The 22,912-nt window shown below is 41.7% G+C and carries 15 protein-coding genes and 2 pseudogenes; 9 read left to right on the top strand and 8 right to left on the bottom strand.

All coding sequences use genetic code 11. From position 1 onward, the window contains the following. The 3 genes and pseudogenes from G500_RS0107675 to G500_RS0107670 all read right to left on the bottom strand — a co-directional run. A pseudogene (locus tag G500_RS0107675) lies at nucleotides 1-322 on the bottom strand (hypothetical protein); the annotation flags it as partial. 62 nt (nucleotides 323-384) lie between these two features. Next, nucleotides 385-516, bottom strand: a complete 132-nt coding sequence (locus G500_RS26440; RefSeq protein WP_281169318.1) for a hypothetical protein — start codon at nucleotides 514-516, stop codon at nucleotides 385-387. 71 nt (nucleotides 517-587) lie between these two features. Further along, on the bottom strand, nucleotides 588-1,574 hold the full coding sequence (locus G500_RS0107670) for an alpha/beta fold hydrolase (protein WP_027002146.1): 987 nt from the start codon (nucleotides 1,572-1,574) through the stop codon (nucleotides 588-590). Between the two features lie 278 nt (nucleotides 1,575-1,852). Between G500_RS0107670 and G500_RS0107665 the strand changes: the two genes are divergently transcribed. Further along, nucleotides 1,853-2,965: a hypothetical protein gene (locus G500_RS0107665; RefSeq protein WP_027002145.1), complete on the top strand. Its 1,113-nt coding sequence runs from the start codon at nucleotides 1,853-1,855 to the stop codon at nucleotides 2,963-2,965. A gap of 320 nt (nucleotides 2,966-3,285) precedes the next feature. Beyond that, nucleotides 3,286-4,101 carry a DUF4625 domain-containing protein gene (locus tag G500_RS24940; RefSeq protein WP_161626101.1) on the top strand — a complete coding sequence of 272 codons (816 nt, stop codon included), beginning with the start codon at nucleotides 3,286-3,288 and terminating at the stop codon, nucleotides 4,099-4,101. A 942-nt stretch (nucleotides 4,102-5,043) separates the two neighbouring features. On the opposite strand, the gene G500_RS0107655 is transcribed toward G500_RS24940, so the two are convergent. Both G500_RS0107655 and G500_RS24935 read right to left on the bottom strand, forming a co-directional pair. Then, the gene (locus tag G500_RS0107655) at nucleotides 5,044-6,690 is read right to left on the bottom strand and encodes a bifunctional ADP-dependent NAD(P)H-hydrate dehydratase/NAD(P)H-hydrate epimerase (protein WP_027002144.1); all 1,647 of its coding nucleotides are present in this window, start codon (nucleotides 6,688-6,690) and stop codon (nucleotides 5,044-5,046) included. Between the two features lie 155 nt (nucleotides 6,691-6,845). Then, nucleotides 6,846-9,203, bottom strand: coding sequence for a LysM peptidoglycan-binding domain-containing protein (locus G500_RS24935; protein ID WP_027002143.1), 2,358 nt, complete (start codon nucleotides 9,201-9,203; stop codon nucleotides 6,846-6,848). Between the two features lie 394 nt (nucleotides 9,204-9,597). Between G500_RS24935 and G500_RS0107640 the strand changes: the two genes are divergently transcribed. From G500_RS0107640 to G500_RS0107620, 4 genes are all read left to right on the top strand, one after another. After that, entirely contained in the window at nucleotides 9,598-11,343 is a 1,746-nt protein-coding gene (locus G500_RS0107640) for a site-specific DNA-methyltransferase (protein WP_035756676.1), read from the top strand. A gap of 56 nt (nucleotides 11,344-11,399) precedes the next feature. Next, nucleotides 11,400-12,254, top strand: coding sequence for an Rpn family recombination-promoting nuclease/putative transposase (locus G500_RS0107630; protein WP_027002141.1), 855 nt, complete (start codon nucleotides 11,400-11,402; stop codon nucleotides 12,252-12,254). 12 nt (nucleotides 12,255-12,266) lie between these two features. Further along, on the top strand, nucleotides 12,267-14,597 hold the full coding sequence (locus G500_RS22790; RefSeq protein WP_051203369.1) for a DEAD/DEAH box helicase: 2,331 nt from the start codon (nucleotides 12,267-12,269) through the stop codon (nucleotides 14,595-14,597). Nucleotides 14,598-14,969: 372 nt separating this feature from the next. Then, nucleotides 14,970-16,589 carry a S41 family peptidase gene (locus tag G500_RS0107620; protein ID WP_051203371.1) on the top strand — a complete coding sequence of 540 codons (1,620 nt, stop codon included), beginning with the start codon at nucleotides 14,970-14,972 and terminating at the stop codon, nucleotides 16,587-16,589. 151 nt (nucleotides 16,590-16,740) lie between these two features. Here G500_RS0107620 and G500_RS0107615 read toward each other — a convergent pair whose 3' ends face one another. Further along, nucleotides 16,741-17,976 carry a formylglycine-generating enzyme family protein gene (locus tag G500_RS0107615; RefSeq protein ID WP_027002139.1) on the bottom strand — a complete coding sequence of 412 codons (1,236 nt, stop codon included), beginning with the start codon at nucleotides 17,974-17,976 and terminating at the stop codon, nucleotides 16,741-16,743. 110 nt (nucleotides 17,977-18,086) lie between these two features. Beyond that, nucleotides 18,087-19,454: a dipeptidase gene (locus tag G500_RS0107610; RefSeq protein ID WP_027002138.1), complete on the bottom strand. Its 1,368-nt coding sequence runs from the start codon at nucleotides 19,452-19,454 to the stop codon at nucleotides 18,087-18,089. Nucleotides 19,455-19,675: 221 nt separating this feature from the next. Between G500_RS0107610 and G500_RS24930 the strand changes: the two genes are divergently transcribed. Then, nucleotides 19,676-20,395, top strand: coding sequence for a DUF2459 domain-containing protein (locus tag G500_RS24930; RefSeq protein WP_027002137.1), 720 nt, complete (start codon nucleotides 19,676-19,678; stop codon nucleotides 20,393-20,395). A 100-nt stretch (nucleotides 20,396-20,495) separates the two neighbouring features. Further along, nucleotides 20,496-21,020 (top strand): tudor domain-containing protein, encoded by a 525-nt coding sequence (locus G500_RS0107595; RefSeq protein WP_027002136.1) that lies wholly within the window; start codon nucleotides 20,496-20,498, stop codon nucleotides 21,018-21,020. A 331-nt stretch (nucleotides 21,021-21,351) separates the two neighbouring features. Here G500_RS0107595 and G500_RS0107585 read toward each other — a convergent pair whose 3' ends face one another. Then, nucleotides 21,352-22,050 (bottom strand): response regulator transcription factor, encoded by a 699-nt coding sequence (locus G500_RS0107585; RefSeq protein ID WP_027002134.1) that lies wholly within the window; start codon nucleotides 22,048-22,050, stop codon nucleotides 21,352-21,354. Nucleotides 22,051-22,562: 512 nt separating this feature from the next. Here G500_RS0107585 and G500_RS0107575 point away from each other — a divergent pair. Beyond that, nucleotides 22,563-22,912: pseudogene (locus G500_RS0107575) on the top strand (hypothetical protein); the annotation flags it as partial.

Genomic DNA, 22,912 nt, shown 5'->3' with positions numbered 1-22,912 from the left:
AAACAATTTGAATAATAGGTTTTTGATACTTTTTGTGTAAAATAGCATGATATTCTTGCATGCGAAGCACCATATTAGGTTCATCTCTTGCTTGAAATTCTAATTGTAGGATAAATTCTTTTTCGTCTTGGGTGGTGATAAGGACTAAAAAGTCGGCTTCTCGTTCTAAGGTAGTCTGTAATTTATCCTTTAATAAAGCATGTTTTTTGATACCAAATCCCAACTGCTTTTCTGAAAATTGTAAGACATACGATAAGATATTTTCCTTTAAAATTTTATCGTAAAGATTTTGTTCTTTTTGATTAGGTTTTCCGTCTTCCATAAAAGATTTTATGCGCTAATTAGAGTGTGAAGATACGATTTTTTTGGATATTACCAAATTTTCTATACTTTTTCTATGCCGTTTTTGGTATCCTCAATAATGACTGAACGGCGCAAATGTAGGGACAAGACATTGCCTTGTCCGAAGTGAGATTGAAATAAGAAAGGATTTTCAGAGCCGAAAATAGGCTTCAATCCAAATTCTACTTTGTGTCAAATTTGAAAACGCAGATGCTTTAAGTGGGATTGATTAAAAGTGCTTGGCGTTAGTTTTCCAAAAAACGCTCCATCTCCTCTTTCCATGCCTCAAATTCTTTTTCACAGTAAGATTCGTGTCCGCAATGGGGGAAGGTTTTGAGCCTTTTGGGAGTAGTGGTAGGAATATTTCCGAAAATAAGCTCTATTTCGGAACGCTTGACACGCTCGTCTTGCTCGCCCCAAAGCAGCAACAGCGGCACTTGCACCGATTTGGCATATTCGGCAGGGGAATGTGAAAATGCCCAAAAGCCATTCTGTATGCTACCCCACAACATCAGCCATTCGGGAAGCAACCACGCAGGCAAGCCCATAAGGGCAAAGCGATTATGAACCGTATGGCGCATGGTGGCAAAAGGACATTCCAAGACAATACCCGCCAATTTTTCAAAAGAGGGCATTCCCTTGACTCCCTTTTCCTGCCGCGCTATGGCATGCAAGACCGCCGCCGCCCCCATCGAAGCCCCATAAAAATAAAGCCGCGAGGGATTGAATATTTGATTGCTCCACTCAAAAACGGCTTCTACATCTTTTGCCTCCTCATATCCTAAGGTTACTTGTGTGCCTTCGGAATTGCCATGCCCTACAAAATCCACTGCCAGCACCTGATAGCCCATCTGCTGCAAAGCGCGTGCTTCGGGCAGCAGGCGGCTTTTGTTGCCGCCGTAGCCATGAAAGAGCAAAAATAAAGGTGCGTTTTCTTTTTGGGCAGCAAAATGCCACGCTGCTAAACGGTATTTGCCCGCTCGTGTGGGTATGAAGTAAGATTTGGCTTCTTTTTGGTCTAAATCGGGGTGACGACTCTTAAATAGGGTAATACCCAAAAGAGCAGTTTTGAGCTTTTCAAGTTTATCCAACGATTCTATCTTGCGGCGCGAGGGTGCATCTGAATCTTCCTTTTCTTTGAAATGCGTAAAACGGTACGCCTGATTATAGACCACGACGTTGGCTAAGACCGCGCCGATAGAGATTGCCCAAAGCCATTTTTTCTTACTCATGTTAGTTTTCTGATAAATTGTGAATATGGAGAAAAACCCTTATCTTTGTAGGGTTGTTAGTTCAGAAGGATATAGGGCGGCAGTATTTTAGCACGCTATAAATAACCCGTAAAATAGCCTGTGGGTCTGAATAGTGGCAAAGCCTTTATCGGTCTAAGGCTACCCTTAACCGAAAAGAGATTCTGATTCGCCGAAAGCAAATCTATAAAAAGAGAGAAGGCTCGTAAAAAAGCATAAAATCTCAAATATGCCCATCTCTTTCGCTACCAAAGTCTCCCATGAACGACCCCATAGAGGACAAACAGCAGCCCCTTTCTGAATCCACACAAGCAAAACAGTGGCAAAACGCTTCGGACGATAAAAAACGCCCTTTGACCGATACAGAAATGCCTTTGGTAGAAAAGAAAAGCCCCGAATCCGAAAAAGAGCCGAATTTGGTACAAGATATGCAATTTGAGAGAGACAAACAAACACAAAATCCAGCCAACAAATCTCTATCTCCTCCTATCTTGGATAATAATTCCCCCCTCTGCAAAGTCATGAACGATTTTTCTCACTCCCTCGACCCCCAAAACGCTTTGCCGCCAAGCCTTCAAGAAATAGAGCAAGATGCCCTTGCCCACTTGAACGCAGAGGCGCAAACTGACTTTGCAGCCACCGAATTAGAGGCTTTTTATACCCAAGAGGACATCAAAGCCGAAGAAGAAGCCATTAAAGAAGCCTTCGACCTAACGCGCGACTTTGAAGAAACTACAACCAAAGAAGAACATACAGACGACCAGCCCCAACAAGTCCAGACAGAACACACCAACAATTATACCCCCCCTCATATTCAAAATCCTATCGGTATGACTTCCCTAACTGAAAATATCGCCCCTACTTTTGAAGACACTGCACAAGAAACGCCCTCAAATGCCGATAGTGCAGACATGGCAGATACCACAACTACGCCAACACACACGCCAGAATTTACAAAAACCAACTATTGGCTCGCGCTTTTATTTGGCACGCTTACCATTTTTCTAACGGCTTACCTTTGGGGAAAGGCTACCATGTGGGTAGATGAACACAGAAACGCTTACATGGCACTACCAATCGGACTTTTGGTAGGGGCAGTGGTTCGCATAAGCGGCAGAAACTATAATTGGAAGTTGGGCGCAATGTCGGTCTTGCTGGTCTTGATAGGCTGCTTTTTGGGCAATGTACTAAGTGCAGTAGAGCCTTTGGCAGTTTCTTTCAAGATGAGCTATGTAGAGATTTTCCAAATCTTCGACTTTTCACACGTCTGGGGCTTTTTGAAAGATAGATTCATACCCATCGATACCTTGTACTACTCGGTTGCCCTTGCTTTGGGTTTTCTCATTCCATTTTTTAGCTGGAAAAGAAAGTAGGAAAATAAGGCTCAAATAACGGTCTTGGTCTAAAAATCTCAAATTCAAGTATTTAGGTATTTGTAGCGCAACCCAAAAAGTTGCGCTATTTTTTTGTCCAGATTTGTTCAGATTTGTCCAAACTCGTGCCTGATTCTTTCCCTGACACAAACTCGACCGTTGGGTCTGATTTTTTTTTCGAAAAAAAAGCCTTTTTCAGTTTTTATATTTGCAACTTTGTTGCGTTTTCACTATGTTTGCAAATGAAAGGCTGTTGCAGAAATGAAACAGACGCGATTTCTTACTATTTTCCTTTAAAAGACACGAATCCGAATATGAAAATGATGTCATTAAACCCCACTTCTAAGCGTTTTTTAGGCGCATTAGCCATACTATTAGCAGGTTTTACTACCGCTTGCGATAAAGAAGACGAAACCCCGAACGACACACAAGCTCCCACGATTGAAAATTTGATGCTCAACGATAAAGACCATGACATAACCGTAGGGGCAGGTGCAAACTTGTTAGCGAAAGCTATCTTGAAAGACAACCTCAACTTAGGTGAAGCCAAAATCGACATTCACAGCAATTTCGACGGACACTCGCATGGCAGAGTAGAAACAACCGCCTTCGACCTTAGCCGCGTCATCAGACTTTCGGGAACGCAAATGAACCTACAAGAGCAAATTAGTATCCCTGCCGACGCTGCCACAGGCAACTACCATTTTATCGTTCAAATCATTGATGCGGCAGGAAATGAGGGCGATTTTGCCGAAGTAGAATTTGAAATTACGAGCAATAGCCAACCGCAGGTCAAGCTCACCGCACCAACTCCCGAAGCAGGCGAAGATGAGATTGATTTAGCAGAAGGCGAAATTTTGCGTCTGGCAGGTATGATTGAAGATGCCGACGGTTTAGAAGAAATAAAAATCAAGATAGAAGAAGAGGGCGAACATAACCATGGGCGCGTAGAAGCCGAACTTGATGAACCTTTCTATGAAAAAGAGTACAAACTCAATGGCGTTACTACCTTCGACCTGTCAAATGTTACGCCTATGACTATGCCAAACGAACACGCTGATTTGGTCTTGTACCTAACGGCTTTTGATACAAAGGGCAACACCAAAACGGTGAAATTGAAACTGCACGTGCATTAGTCTTTACGTTTGCAATCCTCTGCAAACGGGAAAGCAAAAAGGGGAGTAGGACATACGTTTCTACTTGAAAATCAAAAAGGGCAGCCTATTTTTAGGTTGTTCTTTTTTTTGTGGCATAGATGGAGGCTGTGTAGTGGTGTTAAGTTCTAAAAGTTGGGTTCAAATGTAGGGACAAGGCATTGCCTTGTCCGCAGGGCGATTGAAATAAAAAAAGGGGGGCAGCCCAAATATTATTTCGTTTCTAATTTGATAAAATAAGATTTTTATAAAATTTAACTTTTTTGCTATGCAGGGGCTTTAAAGCCTATTTACAAAGTCTTTGTTTTATTTCGAAGTGCTTAAAAGTGTAGGGCGTAAAAAAGAAAAAAGTCCGATAAAATATCAGACTCTTTCCAACTTACAACTTAACCCTATTGATAGAGAACAAATAACTAAAAATGAAAATGTCTTGATTTGAGCAGGAAGAAAACCGCTCGAACTTTAAAAATGACTATTTGAAATAGCGTTGGATTTCGTTAGGGGCAGATAATACCTGCCTATAAAGATAGCGTTTGACAAATTTTATACCTATCTTCTTTGCTTGCTGAAATTACTGCAAATGTAGCACTTTGGCTTCTTATCGCTCTGCAATTCCTTTCTTCAATGTTACGCTTAGGAGTCGTATCTCGGTGCTTGCCTTTGTCTGTGCTTGGGTCTTGTTGTATCGTTTCCGATAGGGCGACAAAGGATATTGAGGTGTTTGTTTGAAAAGCCCTTTTGCTTCTTGTTTGTATCCTATTCAACGGCAAAAATACGAAATTAGTTACTCATTTGGGCATCTCTGCCCATTTTTTTTTGCCAAATATTGTTAAATCGTTACGAAAAGTGGTCTTACCCTTCGTTTTGAGGCGCAACTTGAAAAAATGGCGATTTCTACAAATTGATTCTTAATCTTAAAAAAGGCTAATTTTCTAAACTTATCCATACCTTTGAAAGGTTTTCTATCAAATCGCTGGGGAGCATTGCCGTTTGAGAGCGTGCGGAAGCGGCAAAATCGCCTGCTCGCGCGTGTGCCTGTACGCCCAAAGCGGCTGCAATTTCGGGTGAGTAGCCTTGTGCAAGCAAGCCCAAAATGATGCCCACTAAGGTATCGCCTATGCCGCCTACTGCCATGCCTGCATTTCCAAAATGATTGAAATAAACTTCGCCTTCGGGACAGACAACCGCCGTTTTCGCACCCTTCAAGACCAAAATCACGTTTTTTTCCTTTGCCCATTTTCGGCTTTTTTCCAATCGCTGATAAGGATTTTTTTCTATACCAAAAAGCCTTTCCCACTCTTTCGGGTGTGGCGTGAGAATGGTTTTGGGCGGGAGCAAGTCCCAAAGTTCGGGATTCTGTGCCAAAAGGTTGAGCGCGTCTGCATCTACCACAAGGGCGACCTTTTTAGATTGAGAGAGCTTGTTCCACTTTTGCAGGCAAGTTTTGAAAAAAGAAAGCGTAGGGGCAGCCGTTCCCAAGCCGCAGCCTATTGCAAAAGCCTTATATAAATTTTCGTCAAAACTTGCGTCTGTAAGAAAAAACTGATTAGGTGCATTTTTTTCCACATCTATATCCAAATCGTTGCCCAAGCGGTTGCTCGCTTTTGCTTCAAAGCCTCGATAAGATGCTGCCGATAGGCACATAGCTTCGGGCAAGCTACTCTGCAAAATGATTTCGCCACAGGCAGGTGCAAGGATAGAGAGCAAGCCCAAGCCAGAGCGCAAGGCTGCCTTTGCCGCAAGTTGTGCTGCACCCATTTTGCCCTTTGAGCCTGCCAAAAGCAGGGCATGCCCATAACTGCCTTTGTGTGAAACGCGCTGCCTTTTTCGGAAATGCTTTTTTGCCCAAGCCTGCGTGAGAAGTTGATAAGGGCTTTCTACCGAAGCCATAAAATCGGGGTGCAGACCAATAGAAAGCACTTCCCACTCGCCTGTATGGGCTGTGTTCGCATCAAAAAGGAAGGCTAATTTAGGCGTTTCGAAGGTAAGGGTATGGTCTGCCTGCAAAATAGGTGCGTCGGGAAAAGGATTGTTTTCCGCCATCAAACCCGAAGGCAAATCAATGGCGATACGTGTTCCTATTGCAAGACTATTCAGATACAAAATGATTTCTGCTGCCAAACCTGTTACTTCTCTATTCAGACCTGAACCAAAAATGGCATCAAGCAAAAGCAATTCCTCTGCCCTATTTTGGCTTAGAATTTTCCCTATTTCGCGCTCAAAGTCGGCTTTTTGTAACAAAAAAATGGGCGCGATTGATTTAGGTAATATTTGCAGGTTTTTTTCAAAATCTTCTGACACCTGTTCCGAAAGTGGCAATACAAAGAGGTGAATATTACGCACACCTGATGCCCAAAGCTGTCGCGCTACTGCCAAGCCGTCGCCGCCATTATTGCCTGTGCCACAGAAAACAAGTACCCTTTTTTCGTAGTCTTCGGAAAAGATATGAAACAAGAGCCAATCGGTTATTTTTTGGGAAGCGCGTTCCATCAAATCTATCGAGGCGATAGGTTCGTGTTCAATCGTGTAGCGGTCGGCAAGGCGCGTTTGGGCGGCGGTCAAGATTTTCATAGAAGCGTGTTTTTGGTCGTTTGTAGTGATACAAACAACGGTGCTTTGGTCGTTTGTAGTGATACAAACAACGGCGTAGGCAAAAACGAATGGTTTTCGGTCGTTTTTAGCGATATAAACAACGGCGCAGAGGTATGATTTCTATGCTTTATCGCCTATTTTCGGCTGCTGATGCCTGCATCTAAGGCTTTTTGTGGGCGCGTTCTGACCCTTGAATCGGTGGCATTGGCAATCATTTGTTGGATAACAACGCGCTCATCTATGTTTTGTAGGGCTTCTTTGCTGCGGATATTGAGCTGACGCGCTGCCCCTTCTATGGCAGGTTTGAAGAGGCGCAACGCTCCTGTAAGTCCTTGATTGATAGCCATGTCTATCAAAACGGTGATGCCTAAGGCAGAGCGAATGTAGTCGGTAGTGGGTTCTTTATCCACACTGATACCATTGACATCTAAGCTGATGCGTGAGCGAAGGGCAGGATTGACATATTCCTGTACGGCAGCCAACACTTGCAATTTGGCTACTTCTATTTGGTGTCCTGCTCTTACAAAAATGGCATGTAAGATTTTATCAGTACGCAAATACATTTCGGCATCTGTGCCACGTAGGATTTGCGAATTATCGGGGCGGACTACTACCACTTGGGCAGGTTCGTATTTATTGTTGCGGAAAGCAAATTCTACATCAATTCCAAACTTGCCAAAGGCTTCTTCGAAGGCTTCGGGGTTTTGGTGCTTGGCAAGGGCTAAAAATTGGGGGAGCGTGCCGCCACCTGTGCGCCCTGCAAATTGGATAAAGCCAAATGAAAAGGCTGCCTTATCATAGCTATTGATAGCGTCATAGTTGCCTTCATTTTTAGAAACAAAGGCTAAGGCTTCGGAAAGGGTAGGCGAAAGCCCTGCACTTTCGAAAAAAGATTTTGGAATCTCGTGTACGGCAGTGCCTGAAAAGGAAACGCCTCCTGCATAGACGCTGAAATTGCTGCGCAAAAAGTTGGTGAATTGGATATTTTGGGGACGGTTCTGATGGTCTTGGTAGGTGATGCGGAAAGTGGTATGATTGCGCAAAAGCGTGTAAGTGGCATCATCTTGTGCGACAAGTCCGCGCGTAAAGCCGCCCTTGCCCCCGATAAGGGCAGGTTTGGAAGCCCACCATTCGAGGTTGTTGCGCGATTGGAACGATTCTATGGCGGCAATGGTAGGTTGTAATTGTGAAACACCGCCAATCGTCTGCAAGAGTTTGCGCTCTACTAAGGCGCGTTGTACCTTTTCTACGTCGTCTGCGTGATTGGCTGCCCCTCTGCCTACGGAAGCGGATAAGCCGTTCCCAAAAATAGCGACACAATTTAGCTCCTGCATCTGTACGGTTTGGGCGAGGTTGCGCTTGATTTGTGCCAAACGCTCGGCGGAAGGCGTTTCGAAGGCAAAATCGGCATTGGGCAAAGCCGAAACGGAGGCTTTAATTTGTGAAGTAGAGCTGCTGCTGGCACTGCTGGTAGTAGGGGCTGGATTGCTCGACGATTCTTTTCGCAACAAAAGCCGCTGCCCTAAACTAAGGGCGTTGGAGTCTAAGCGGTTTAAGGTTCTGATACTTTCTACTGAAACGTTGAAATGTTGGGCGATTTTCCAAAGGCTATCGCCTGCCTGTACGGTGTAGTAGAAATCTTGCCCTGCGCTTTGTGTGGTCTGATTTTGAGAAGGGCTGCTGCTGCTTTTTTGTGGCTCTGCCAAATAAATTACCTGCCCGATACTCAATAAATCGCTTTGCAAATCATTGAAGCGGCGAATGTCCTGCACGCTGATATTGTAGCGGCTCGCAACGCGCCAAAGGCTATCGCCTACGCCTACTACGTGTGTGGGAACGGAAATTGCCTGCGAAGTCTGCTGACTTGTATTGGCACTTGAACTACTATTTGAATTATTATTCTGACTTGTCGTATTTTGATTTGTGTTGCTGGGGCTTGTTTGGGCAGGCGAAACGGCAAGTCTTTGTCCTAAGCTCAAAACGTCAGAGGTTAGGTTGTTCCAAGCCCGTATTTCGGCTACCGAAATTTGGTATTGATTGGCAATGCGCCACATGCTATCACCCATCTGAACGACATGAAAGCGCGGCTCTTGTGTCGTCTTTGTGTTTTGAGAAGTTGTATTTTGGGAACTGCTGCTCGAAACTGCGCCCGCGCCGCTTTGTGGCGCACTCACAATTAGCCGCTGTCCAAGACTTAATGCGTCTGTGGTGAGTTTGTTCCAAGTGCGAATGTCGGTTACTGAAATGCTATACTGTGTCGCGATACGCCAAAGGCTATCGCCTGCCGCAACGGTGTGGGTGCGCCCTACGGGTGCGGCGGCACTTTGGGTAGCGGTGTTGGCTTTTGGTTCGGATACGATAAGTTTTTGCCCCAAAGAAAGGCTATTGGTAGCCAAGCCGTTGAGCTGTTTCAAACGCTCTACCGAAATATTATAGCGTGTGGCAATGCGCCAAAGGCTATCACCACTGACAACAGTATGAACAACCGACATAAGAAAAATAGGTCAAGATGGAAAAAGCGACGGAATCAAAGTCCTAAGATAGTGGCTTTTCCGCGTTTTCGCAACTTTTTTTCCAAACCCACACGCATTTTATTTTTTTTAGCGGCGTAGGGGCAAATTTTATTGTTTTTGTGCTAAAATTTTTCCTATTTTGCCAAAAGAATGAGCAAGGGGTAGGTAGTAATTTGCCTAAACCACTCCCCTGCACCTGCTTATTGAGTGCTGTAAAAAGCCTTGTTTTTTTAAAGGTGGTGCGAAATAAAATTTGGACTCAACCCTATTTATTCTTCGGACAAGGCATTGCCTTGTCCCTACACTGCATACAAGATTTCAGCACTTCATAAAGCTATATTCTACCCTACTACAACGCTTATTGCACGCACAAATGGATAAAATCGCTCTCAAAGCAAAATTAAATACCTTAGAAAACCTTTCAAACGAGGAAAAAGCCTATCTATTGGCACTTATAGAAAGCAAAACCTACGGACTTGTCTGGGAAGAAAAGCCCGAAGATGTAGAAATACGCCTACAAAACGAACTGCCCATTTTTAGGGAAATGAAAGAAAGGGAAATTTTGAGTAAAAATTTGCCCAATACACAACTTTTCGACCCTACAAAACAAATCCCAAACCATATCTTGATAGAAGGCGACAACCTGCACGCCCTTACTGCCCTTAGTTTTACGCACCAAAACGCCATCGACGTAATTTATATAGACCCGCCTTACAACACTGGAAATAAGGATTTTAGATACAACGACAAATTTATTGACAAAGAAGACACTTTCAGGCACTCCGCTTGGCTTTCTTTTATGCAAAAAAGGCTTAAAATTGCCAAAGAACTGCTAAACGAAAAAGGCGTTATTTTTATCTCCATAGATGACAACGAACAAGCACAACTCAAACTCCTGTGTGATGAAATTTTTGGGGAAAATAATTTTGTAAGTGATATAATTTGGCAATCAAGAAAATCTGTTTCAAATGATACTTTTATTTCTTTAAATCATAATTACACTCTTTTTTATGCAAAAAATATATCATTATTAGATAAAAATGATGTAAGATTACCAATATCCAAAGAAAAATTTGAAAATCCTGATAATGATTCAAGAGGTGCTTGGGTTGCAGACCCTTTTGATGCTCCGAACATAAGACCTAATTTAACTTATGTTATAAAAAATCCTTTCAATGGAAAAGAGTTTTTGCCACCAAAAGGAAGATGTTGGCGAACAACAGAAGAAGAGTATTTAAAATTATTAGAAGATAAACGAATTATTTTTGGAAAAAAAGGCGATAGTAAGCCTCAATTAAAAAGATTTTTAGATTTTGCCGAAAAAAAAGGTACAACGCCCATAAGTATTTGGTATGACATTGACACAACAACTAACGGAACACAACAATTAGAACAAATATTTGGAAATAAAGTATTTACAAACCCAAAACCATTAGGATTGCTTGACAGAATTTTGAAAATTTCCTCCAAACCCAATTCCAAAATTCTTGATTTTTTCGCGGGTTCGGGAACGACTATGCATGCTGTGATGCAACTCAATGCGGAAGATGGGGGCAATCGTCAGTGCATTTTGGTTACGAACAACGAAAATAATATTTGCGAAGAAGTAACCTATATCCGCAACAAAAAAGTAATAGAAGGCTATACTACACCCAAAGGTGCGGCAGTAGCGGGTCTGAAAGAGAACAATTTGCGTTATTATGTCTGTGATTTTGTGGGTAGGGAAGAGACCGTTGAGAATAAAAAACGCTTGACTATGGAGGCTACTCACCTGCTTTGCATCAAGGAAAATTGTTATGTTGAAATTACGCAAGACTATGCGGCAGGCGATTCGATGCGTATTTTTGCAGAGCAAGCGGCTTGTTTTCTGATAATCTATTCCGACGACTTTATTCCTGATGCCATTCCTATCATCGAGCAACTGCATACAGATTTGGGTCTTTTGGTGAAAGTTTATGTTTTTAGTCAGGGTTCGTATGCCTATGATTCTGATTTTGAAGAGGTCGCAGATTTGATAGAATTGTGCGCCTTGCCTGATGCCATTTATCGCGCCTATCAAAATGTGTTGCCTAAAAAGAAAATGGAGCAAGCGGGGGAAACAAAAGATGGTTTGTTTTAAAATCGCCGTTGCTTGTGTCCTCACAAATGATTGTCATTTAAAAAAACAAAAAGCCAATGGAAAATAAACTGATACGATTTGATTGGGCAATGAAAAAAATCCTTCGTCATAAAGCCAACTTTGACGTTTTAGAGGGTTTTTTGTCCGAATTGTTGCGTTTTGATGTCCGCATCGAGAGTATTTTGGAAAGCGAAAGCAACAAAGGCGATTTGTACGACAAATACAATCGGGTAGATATTTTGGTACGTAGCCAAAAAGGGGAATTGATGTTGGTCGAGGTGCAACAAGATTCGGAAATAGATTATTTTCAACGCATGTTGTTTGGCGTATCCAAATTAGTAACCGAGTACATCAAAGAAGGCGAGGCTTACGGCAGCATCAAAAAGATTTTCTCTATCAATATTGTCTATTTTGGCTTAGGGCAAGGCGAAGATTATATTTACGAATTTGAGGGCAATTTTGTGGGTTTGCACCGAAAAGACCTTTTGTTGCCTACATTTTCGCAAAAAAAAGCCTTTGGAATTGAGCAAGTAGGCGATTTATTTCCCAAATACTATATTCTAAAAGTGAATAATTTTGATGACGTAGCCCGCAATAGTTTGGACGAATGGATTTTTTTCTTGAAAAATAGCGAAGTCAAAAACGAATTTAGGGCAAAAGGTTTGGAAAAGGCAAAAGAAAAATTGCGTTATGAAAATCTTTCGGAAAGCGACAAACAAGCCTATTTGCGCTCCTTAGAAAATCAACGCTTGGGCATTAGCCTCGAAAAAAGCAAGGAATTTGAGATAACCTACGAAACCCTTTTGGAAGTAGCCCGCAAAATGATAGGCTTGGGCTTAGATAACGCTACTATTTTGGAAAGTACGCAACTTTCAGAAGAACAAATCGAAAACTTACGTCAAAATCTGTAAAACATAAAAACTATGATACAATTTAAAAACTATCAAGAAGCGGCTATTTCTGAACTTTGTGAAAAAAGTTTTAAGTTGTGGGGACAGCCTAAGTACCGTCAGAATTTGATATTCGAGTCGCCTACGGGTTCGGGCAAAACCTTGATGATGGCAGAATTTTTACGCCGCTTTTGTGAGGAATTGCCTAATCAGTTGAGTTTTCGCACTAAAAAAGTAAGTTTTATCTGGATTTCGCCTAATAAATTGTATCAGCAAAGCCATTTGGCACTTAAATCATTTTTTGGCGAAAAACGCACGCTTCAGCCTATCTTTTTTGAAGATATTAGCGATAAAAAATTATATCCTAACCAAGTATTATTTTTAAACTGGGAAAGCATCAACAAAGAAACAAACGTTTATGTGCGCAGTGACGAAAACGACCGCAGTTTATATCATATCCTCAATAATACGCGAAGTTATGACCATGAAATTGTCGTGGTCATTGATGAGGAGCATCTTTTTTCTAATCCCCGCACAGCTAAAAAAGCGGAGGCGGTTCTACAAAACATCAATGCTAAGGTAGAAGTGCGTGTTTCGGCAACCCCACAAAGCAGGGGGGCAACAGTGCAGGTATCGCGTCAGGAAGTCATCGAGGAGGAGATGATAAAGACGGGCATTGTATTAAACCCCATGCTTGGCAACTATGCAGAGGCGCAGCCACAAGGGAAAAAAAGTCTTGACCATTATCTTATTGATGCAGCCTTAGATAAGCGTCAGGAAATTGCGAGTGCTTACAAAAAGTTAGGCATTGATATTAATCCTTTGTTGCTTATTCAATTACCTAATGACACAAAAGAAGAACTTACTACCGACGAGAGAAATTACATCAGTCTGGTGATTGATTACTTAGGTGCGCAGCACAAAATCAGTGTGCAAAATGGGCGTTTGGCAATTTGGCTATCCAATCAAAAGGAAAATCTTAGCGACAATGACGGCAAAGACGACCAAAAGATACGGCGAAAAAATAGTTTGGTAGATGTCTTACTTTTCAAACAAGCCATCGCTATGGGTTGGGACTGCCCACGTGCCGCCGTCTTACTTATTTTTAGAGACATCAAAAGTACAAGTTTTACCATTCAAACCGTAGGGCGGATTTTGCGTATGCCCGAACAGAAACACTACCCTGATTCTTTGCTCAATCAAGGCTATGTCTATACAAATCTAAGCAGGGATATAATCCAAATTGTCAAAGACGACATGGGTTTCATTACGTTTGACAAAGCCGTTCGAAAGGAGAGCTATCAGCCCCTTGACTTGAAAACCCATTTAGATAGTAGTAAAATTATCAGGAATCGCTTACGTGCCACCTATAAAAGAAGCCTTTTTGCGATAGCCGAGCAATATTGGGGCATGAGCATCACTTCCTTAGAGCAAAAAAGTATTTTTGATATAAATAGAGATGTATTGCGAAAAAGAATCATTGAGATAGACCACCAAAAAATAGACATCGCCGTTCCCGAAAATGTATACCTGACGGGCGAAGAGCAAAATGAAGTGGTAGCCTCGAAAGTGCGTTTTGCGCGTTCCTTTGATGAGTTAAGGCGGCTTTTCTATAATTTTTGTAGGAAAAACATTGGTTCTTACGCGCCCATAGACTCAACTCCTATCTTGGAACTTGCCCTTTTCGAACTTTTTTCGAGATATTTGGGCATGGACGATAAAATGGCTATGAAAATAGTGCTACACAATCAGGAGCAATTTGCAGACCTTATTGCGAAGTCCTTTTCTTTATACGAAAAACAGCAGCAAGAAGAAGCCTCGAAACGAAGCCGAAAGATAGAAACGCAAACGTGGGAAGTCCCTAAATACAGAATCTATAACGATTTGTATGTAGAGGAGAAAAGCAATTTGCATATTTTAGAGCCATATTTCTCTCTACAAAAGGCTTCTAACCCCGAAAAAGAATTTGTTAGATTTTTAGAACAAGGTGAAAACTATATAGAATGGTGGTATAAAAACGGCGACAAAGGCAAAGAACATTTGGCGATTGCCTACACCAATTTGAGAGGCGAACTTTCGCTTTTTTATGTAGATTTTATCGTCAAATTGAAGTCTGGTAAAATAGCTATCTTCGATACCAAAACCCCTAATTCAGACCCTGAAGCTGCTTCTAAGCACAATGCGCTTGTAGCCTACTGCGAAAAAGAAAGCCAACGTGGAGCAAAACTGATAGGTTCAGTCGTGCTTTATCTTTCCCAATCTGGGAGTCCTTCTTTCCTATATCACAAGCAAACCATTGAGGACACGCACCTCCACTACACCAAAGGTTGGGACGATTTAAGTTTGCATCTGCCTCATCTGTGAATTTTTCCAAACCCACACGCATTTTATTTTTTTTAGCGGCGTAGGGGCAAAAGAAAAAGATAGACAACGAACATTCTTGCTTTTTTTTCGTATCTTTGAATACCCTCTTCCGAACCTATATTTGGTAAAATAATAAGCAGGGCTATCTCAAAAATAGGTAGCCCTACTTTCCCACCTACAACCGTCTGCCTACTTACTTTATTTTCTTTTTTAGCCTACCGAATGAGTATGAAAAAATTAACAGACTTCCTCCGTTCTATTTCTAAAAACAACCTTCAAGCCGAACTTCAAAATAGGCAGACAGACTCCTTACTTGCCCCTGTCCAATCCAAGAAAACGAGCAAAAGATGGCGCACCGCAGGCATAGGTCTGATGGGTGGAGTCCTTATTGGCGTGGGAATGGCTTTTAGCCCTGGCGAAAAATATTTTGAGATTGCAAAAAACTTAGACATCTTTGCTTCTCTATTTAAAGAAATCAATACCTACTATGTAGATGACATCAAACCCACTGACCTTATCGAGCATGGCATCAATGCGATGCTGGAACGTTTAGACCCCTACACCAACTACATTCCCGAAGACAACATCGAGAATTATCGCATCATGACCACAGGGCAGTACAGCGGCATTGGGGCTTCTATCCAAACGCGAAACGGCAAGATGCGCGTCATGATGCCGATGGAAGGTTTTGCTGCGGATAAGGCAGGGCTTAAAATTGGCGATGAAATCATAGAAATTGACGGCGTAGATGTGCGCGGAAAAGAGGAAACAGGCGACTTGCTTCGCGGACAATCGGGAACAGTGGTCAAGCTCAAAATTTTGCGTTATGGCGAGCCGAAGCCTTTGGAAATCAGCGTTACGCGCGAAAAAATCCAAACGACGAGCGTCCCTTATTACGGCATGGTTACCGAAGATATTGGCATTATCCGCCTTAGTGAATTTACGCGTGATGCGAGCAAAGATGTAGAAAAAGCCATGAAAGAGTTAAAAGAGCAGGGCGCGAAAAAGATGATTTTAGATTTGAGAGGCAATCCCGGTGGGCTTCTACATGAAGCCGTAGAAATCTCAAATCTATTTGTTCCGAAGGGTAGCGAAATTGTAAGCACAAAGGGCAAAATCAAAGAATGGAACAAGACCTATACGGCACAAAATAAAGCCTTTGACGAGGAAATTCCCCTTGCCATACTCACCAGCCGCGGCAGTGCCTCTGCTTCTGAAATTGTCGCGGGGGTAGTCCAAGACTATGATAGAGGCGTTTTGGTTGGGCAGAATACTTTTGGAAAAGGATTGGTACAGGCAACGCGCTCTCTTTCCTACAATTCCAAACTCAAAGTAACGGTAGCGAAATACTACATTCCCAGCGGCAGATGTATCCAAGCTATGGATTATTCGCACCGAAACCCTGACGGCAGTGTGGCTAAAGTTCCCGACTCTTTGCGCGTCCCTTTCAAAACCAAAGGCGGACGCACCTTTTATGATGGCGGTGGCGTTGCACCCGACCTCGAACTCCCTGCCCCAGAGTATAGTCTGATTGCACAGAGCCTTGTCCGCAACTACCTTCTCTTCGACTATGCCACTATCTACTACTATCAAAATCCTGAAAAAGTAGCCGACGCACGCAATTTCCAACTCCAAGATGCTGAATATGAGGCTTTTGTAAAATGGCTTTCCGACAAAGAATATAGCTATCAGACCAAAACCGAAGCAACCTTAGCCAATTTGGAAGAGGTAGCCCAAGAGGAGGCAAGTTATGAACTACTCAAAGCCCACATCGAAGACCTTAAAAAGACCATTGCCAAAGATAAGAGCATGGACTTGAAGGAACACAAAACCGAGATTATGGAGATTTTGGAAGCCGAAATCGCAAAACGCTATTTGCTACACAAGGGCGAAATTGAGGCTACCTTCGACGACGATGTCGAGATAAAGGCTGCCGTAGAGGTGCTAAATGACCCAACGCGCTACCAAAACATTTTAAATGGTAAAAAATAGCGTCCTACGCGCAATTTTATCAAAGTCATTCCAACAAAAAACCTCATCTGCTTTCTAAGTTTGATGAGGTTTTTTAGGTTACAAAGTGTAGGGACAAGGCACTGCCTTGTCCGAATAGGGCGAAGGGTTGTTGTAATAAAATGTTGCTCCTTTATTTTGAGCGTGCTTTTTTCAAAATAATTATTTCCGCCACACAGCGAAATCCTAACCAACATTGAGGAGATTGATAGGTCTGTGTATTTTCATATAAACATTCCGTTATTTTGTGGTGAAAACTTCCACCTTTGGCAACTCCTTTGTGGCTTGTCATTTCAGCAACATTACCATAAATGCCGTATAAACCTTTACGATTAAGAGGTGCTGCTTTGACAGCGTCAGTCATTTGGTGTTGAGGTCTTTGGGAACTCAAATGTTGATAAACTGACCTGATGCTTTTGTCTGCTATTTCATTTTGGGCAACCGCCACAAATTCTTCTGGAGTTGGTAAGCGATAATGTATTATGATTTCATATTCAAATTTACTATATTTTAATCTTAATTTGTAGTTTTCCATGTTTGTTCTCCAAATGCAATATTCATAGGCTTGCTCATAACTCATACCCACTACGGGGAAATACCTAAAACCAGGATACCGTAGGTAGTGGTCTATGTAGGCAGTGCGATACGTTTTGTTGTTATCATACCAAACAGTTGTGTCTGGTTTGGCTTGTGTGTATATTGATTCGGCAGAATCTTTGTAAAGGTGATAGAGATAGTTTAACCAAGCTATATTTGTAACTTCTGTTTCATCGTAATATAAGCTATCATTTACCTTAATACTACTTGATGGAATACTTTTTCTATAAAGTTTTTCTATTTTTTTTAGTTCTTTTTTGCTAAAAGAGTGATTTAATTGTTTAATTTTTTGAAAATTATTCTCGTAGTTGTTTATTTTTTCTTGCACAGTGTTGAGATGTTTAATAGAGTCAGCTACACGCTTCTGTTCTTTTTCTACTTGAATGGTTTTATTTTTTAACATTAAATTAAAAATAGAATCGGTATATACATATAGTACTCTCAATAAAGTGTCTTGTGTGTGGTTTATTCCTACAACGAATCTGTCTGTTTCCCAGCGCACGTTTCTTGTGGGAAACACGAGGCGGTTGTGTTCAGAGGAAATAAGCTCAACAGGTCGCTGATAACAAGCCAACACAACTTTAAGAGTTGTATTTTCAACACTTTCAAAAACAACAAAATTAGGAATAGAAGAGATGAAAATGGTATCTACTTTGTGAGAAACAGTATCATTATCTAACTTAATGAAAAGTGTATCGTTATTTGCTTTTAGTAAATTGGATAAAAGCAAAAGTACAAAAATTATTTTTATTCTCATAAAACGAAAATCCATTTTCTACTACTAAAAAATAAAACATTGCTTTAAAACTTCCTCATGGTACATTTTTGCTTCAAAAAATTCGGACAAGGCACTGCCTTGTCCGAATAGGGCGAATGTGAAGCCTACTTTTGCGCCATCATCTTCGCATAATTTTGGTAGAAATGCGGAATGGTTTCGATGCCTTTGAAGTAGTTGAAAACGCCGTAGTGTTCGTTGGGCGAGTGAATGGCATCAGAATCTAAGCCAAAACCCATCAAGACAGAATCTATTTTGAGCTTAGACTTAAACATTTCTACAATCGGAATACTGCCACCGCCACGCTGTGGAATGGGCTTTTTGCCGAAAGTAGTTTCGTAGGCTGCACTTGCTGCCTGATATGCGATAGAGTCGATGGGCGTAACGACAGGTTCGCCGCCATGATGCGGACGCACTTCTACCGTTACCGAAGGTGGAGCAATTTTGAGGAAGTGCTTTTTGAAAAGTTCCGTAATTTTTGCCGAAACCTGATTAGGCACAAGGCGCATCGAGATTTTGGCGTATGCCTTCGAGGGAATGACCGTTTTTGCACCCTCACCGATATAGCCGCCCCAGATGCCATTGACATCGAGCGTAGGACGGATAGATACCCTTTCGAGCGTGGTGTAGCCTTTTTCGCCGATTACATCTTTTAGTCCAATAGATTTTTTGTACTCTTCCAAAGAAAAAGGAGCTTTTGCCATTTCCTCGCGCTCTTTTTTGGAAAGTTCTGCTACTTCGTCATAGAAACCTTCAACGGTAATGCGTCTATCAGAATCGTGCAGAGAAGCAATCATTTCACAAAGGACATTGATAGGATTGGGTACTGCGCCCCCATACAAGCCCGAATGTAAGTCGCGATTGGGCCCCGTAACTTCCACTTCCAGATAGCTAAGACCGCGTAAGCCTACCGTTATCGAGGGAATGTCGTTGGCAATCATACCTGTATCCGAAATCAGAATAACATCAGAAGCCAAACGCGCTTTGTTTTTTTCTACAAAGATTTCCAGATTCGAAGAACCTACTTCCTCCTCGCCCTCAATCATAAATTTGACATTACAAGGCAGCGAATTGGTCTGCATCATTATCTCAAAGGCTTTTAGGTGCATATACATCTGCCCCTTGTCGTCGCAAGCCCCACGCGCGTAGATTTTTTCATCTTTGATGACAGGCTCGAAGGGTGGCGAATCCCAAAGTTCGTAAGGGTCAGGGGGTTGTACGTCGTAATGCCCATAGACCAAAACAGTAGGGAGGTTTTTATTGATGATTTTTTCGCCATAGACAATAGGGAAACCCGCCGTTTGGCAGAGTTCTACCTTGTCTGCGCCTGCTTTTTCGAGCTTTTCCTTGATAAATTCTGCGGTTCGTAGCACGTCTTTTTTGTACTTGCTATCAGCACTAATAGAAGGAATACGAAGCAAATCCATCAATTCTTCTAAAAAGCGACCTTTATTTTGTTCGAAGTATGTGTTCATGGAATTGGTTTTCAAAAGCGACAAAAGCGCAAAAGGAATTTCCTTTTGAGAAGCGTCTGTCGAATGAGGTTGTTTTTATTTTCCTCAAATTTAGGCTTTTTCAGACAAAATTCAAAAAAAACGCCATTTTTCATGCCCCGCCTATCTGTTTTTTTATGGAAAACACCGCTTTGGGGCATCTCTAAAATTAGACAAAAAACTTACGTTTAAAAACATTTTTTATGTGGCTCAAAATCTTCAAATACAGCATCTTGACCCTAAACCTAACTTGGGTCTTATATGCCCTTTTGGTGGGAATAGGTATCCTATGGCGCACTTCGCCAGCGGCTGCCCCCCTTGCTTCGGACTTGTATGTCTATTCCAATGGTTTTCATACCGATTTGATATTGCCCAAATCTTACTTTGAAGACACCTTAGCCAAAAATCCTGACGCACTCTTTTTTTTGGCTGCCCATCAAGATTTGCCCCAACATTTTGCAGAAAGCCAATACCTAAGTATCGGCTGGGGCGATACAGGTTTTTATATGGAAAGTTTTAATGGCAATTTCCCTTCTTTTCCTACCTGTGTAGAAGCCGCCCTTTTGCCTACGCCAACGCTGATGCACGTTGAATTTTTGAGAGGCAAGCCCCTCGAAAGTGAGCAGCAGGGGCAGCAGTGTAGGAAGATAAAAATTTCGGAGGCAGGCAAAAAAGCCCTTATTCACTACATTCTCAATACGTTTGCACAAGAGGCAAATCCTGAAAATGGTGTTTGGTTTCGAAAAGGATACGGAAAAAAAGATTTTTTCTTTCAGGCAAAAGGCAATTACCATCTCTTTCAAACCTGCAACAACTGGACAGGCGAAGCACTTAAAAAGGCAGGTGTGAGCGTAGGCATTTTCACCCCTTTTGCCTTTGGCATCTTCGAAACGCTGCCCCAAAATGGCATTTTATCAGACTAATTGTCCCCAATTTTTGTTTTTTTCCTCTTATTTTAATAGCTTGCGACTTAGGGTTTTTCTTCTAATCCTTTTTTGATTTTTTCATTAAAAAAGTAGTTTTATGTTCGTTTCTAATTTTTCAGATAGTAGGAATCGCTCAAAAATCAAAATCTCATTTTGGGCTTTTTCTTTCGTGTTTTTATTCGCCCTAAGCGGTTGCGGAAATGCCAAAAAAACAACCGAAGGGGCAGAGTTGCAAACCCAAACGGAGCAGGATACGACAAGTACAGAAAGTAGTCCAGAAAGCAGTACAGAAAATACTTCACAAGCCATCGCCGTAGGTGAATTTGTAGCAACCCAATACAGCGAAAATACTTGGTATTTGGCACAAGTTCAAGAAATCGCGCAGCAGGTCGCTACTTTGCGCTACATGGACAACGACACAGGCACAAAGCCCCTTGCCGAACTTTTGAGGCTTTCCGATACGCTAACTTTTCAGGAAAATGAAAAAATTTACGCCCTTTTTGGGGACGGCGTTAGATTTAAAGAAGCAACTGTAAAGGGCGTAGAAGGCGATTCGGTCTTGGTGAGTTTCGAAGGCTTCAATGATGAAAAAGTTGCCATTTCGCGTACCTTTAAAAAGTAAGTGTAAGGGCTGCCACGTGAAAAATTCTTGTTGAAGCCTGCAAATAGCAGCCGTTTGAAGCAGTGAGGTTAAATTCTAAAAATTAGATGCAAACGTAGGGAAAAGGCATTGCCTTGCCCGCCGTGAGATGGAAACCAAAAAGGACTTTCAGACCCAAAAATAGGTTTCAGTCCAAATTTTATTTCGTATCTAATTTGACAAAATTTTAACAAAATAAGGCTTTTCACAGAACCTAACATTACTGCCATTTGAAGGGCTAAAAAATCAGGCATCAAAAAAGGGACAAGGTACTGCCTTCTCCCTTTTTTGGACTTTAAACCTACCTGCAAAACTATTCAGGCACGTCTAAAAGTTCTACCAACTTGAAACCTGTGCCATGCACGTTCAAGATGCGTACCGATTCGTCGGTGTGTAGGTACTTGCGCAATTTGGTGATATAAACGTCCATGCTACGCGCGTTGAAGTAGTTGTCTTCGCCCCAAATTTGCTCTAAGGCATAAGTTCGTTCTAAGGTCTTGTTCTTAAATTCGCAAAGCAGGCGCAGCAGTTCGCTTTCTTTTGAGGTGAGCTTAAATTCTTTTTTCGCGCTTCTCAAAATTTGCCCATCATAGTCGAAGATAAGATTGCCCAACTCATAACGTTTGAGTGGTGGTGCGTCTGTGAAAGTAGTGCGGCGCAAAACGGCTTGTATGCGTAAAAGTAGCTCTTCCATCGAAAAGGGCTTGGGTAGGTAATCGTCTGCCCCAATTTGCAAGCCTTGTATGCGGTCTTCTTTCGCGCCTTTGGCGGTTAGGAAAATGATAGGGGTGGTGCGGTCTATTTCGCGCACCTTCGCGGCTAAGGTGAAGCCGTCCATAACGGGCATCATGACATCGAAAATGCAGATATCGAAATTGCGATTGTCGCGAAAAGTATCAAAAGCCGACTGCCCGTCGCGGCAGAGGGTTACGTTGTAGTTCTTCATGACCAAGAACTCTTTGAGGATTTGCCCTAAATTATGGTCGTCTTCGGCTAAAAGGATTTTGTTCATAACGAGTATATAGGAATGGAGAGAAGATTCGTGAGTGGTGGTGAAAGTTACGCTTCTTCAAGCAGCTTTGCTATCTTTTGAACGGCTCAAATGTTAAAATGTTGCTGCTTTTTCATACAAAAAATGTTAAAATGTGCATTTTCTATTCTTCAAATCTTAAAAAGAGAAGGAAAACAACCGAAAAGGCTCTATGGTTTGAAGTTCTAAAAATCAGAGGCAAAATAGGGTTTGAGCCAAATTGTGTTTTGGGTCAAATTTGAGAATACAAAGCCCTGCCCTGTACTTGATAAAAATTGTCTAACTATTAAAGAGAAAAATAAAAATGTTATATTGCTCCTTCTTTTGCATTTTCTCTTGCTGTGCGTAGTGTTCCAATAACCAAAAAATAGCCCAAGTGTTAGGCGTAGTCAATAGTGCAAATCTCAAATAGCGGATACAAAAGGGTATAGAAAAATTTGGTAATATCCAAAAAAATCGTATCTTCACACTCTAATTAGCTCATAAAGCCTTTTATGGAAGACGAAAAACCTAATCAAAAAGAACAAAATCTTTACGATAAAATTTTAAAGGAAAATATCTTATCGTATGTCTTGCAGTTTTCAGAAAAGCAGTTGGGATTTGGTATCAAAAAACATGCTTTATTAAAGGATAAATTACAGACTACCTTAGAACGAGAAGCCGACTTTTTAGTCCTTATCACCACCCAAGACGAAAAAGAATTTATCCTACAATTAGAATTTCAAGCAAGAGATGAACCTAATATGGTGCTTCGTATGCAAGAGTATCATGCTATTTTACACAAAAAGTATCAAAAACCTATTATTCAAATTGTTTACTACTTAGGTGAAACGCCCAGCAATAT

Origin of the sequence: Hugenholtzia roseola DSM 9546 (genome assembly GCF_000422585.1) — a bacterium.
GTDB lineage: Bacteria > Bacteroidota > Bacteroidia > Cytophagales > Bernardetiaceae > Hugenholtzia > Hugenholtzia roseola.
Note: the sequence above shows the minus strand (reverse complement) of the source record. Positions and strands in the feature narration are given on the sequence as shown.

Coding starts and splice junctions, on each gene's coding strand:
- G500_RS0107670 (WP_027002146.1), bottom strand. CDS start 1,574: ATGAGTAAGAAAAAATGGCTTTGGGCAATCTCTATCGGCGCGGTCTTA.
- G500_RS0107665 (WP_027002145.1), top strand. CDS start 1,853: ATGAACGACCCCATAGAGGACAAACAGCAGCCCCTTTCTGAATCCACA.
- G500_RS24940 (WP_161626101.1), top strand. CDS start 3,286: ATGATGTCATTAAACCCCACTTCTAAGCGTTTTTTAGGCGCATTAGCC.
- G500_RS0107655 (WP_027002144.1), bottom strand. CDS start 6,690: ATGAAAATCTTGACCGCCGCCCAAACGCGCCTTGCCGACCGCTACACG.
- G500_RS24935 (WP_027002143.1), bottom strand. CDS start 9,203: ATGTCGGTTGTTCATACTGTTGTCAGTGGTGATAGCCTTTGGCGCATT.
- G500_RS0107640 (WP_035756676.1), top strand. CDS start 9,598: ATGGATAAAATCGCTCTCAAAGCAAAATTAAATACCTTAGAAAACCTT.
- G500_RS0107630 (WP_027002141.1), top strand. CDS start 11,400: ATGGAAAATAAACTGATACGATTTGATTGGGCAATGAAAAAAATCCTT.
- G500_RS22790 (WP_051203369.1), top strand. CDS start 12,267: ATGATACAATTTAAAAACTATCAAGAAGCGGCTATTTCTGAACTTTGT.
- G500_RS0107620 (WP_051203371.1), top strand. CDS start 14,970: ATGGGTGGAGTCCTTATTGGCGTGGGAATGGCTTTTAGCCCTGGCGAA.
- G500_RS0107615 (WP_027002139.1), bottom strand. CDS start 17,976: ATGGATTTTCGTTTTATGAGAATAAAAATAATTTTTGTACTTTTGCTT.
- G500_RS0107610 (WP_027002138.1), bottom strand. CDS start 19,454: ATGAACACATACTTCGAACAAAATAAAGGTCGCTTTTTAGAAGAATTG.
- G500_RS24930 (WP_027002137.1), top strand. CDS start 19,676: ATGTGGCTCAAAATCTTCAAATACAGCATCTTGACCCTAAACCTAACT.
- G500_RS0107595 (WP_027002136.1), top strand. CDS start 20,496: ATGTTCGTTTCTAATTTTTCAGATAGTAGGAATCGCTCAAAAATCAAA.
- G500_RS0107585 (WP_027002134.1), bottom strand. CDS start 22,050: ATGAACAAAATCCTTTTAGCCGAAGACGACCATAATTTAGGGCAAATC.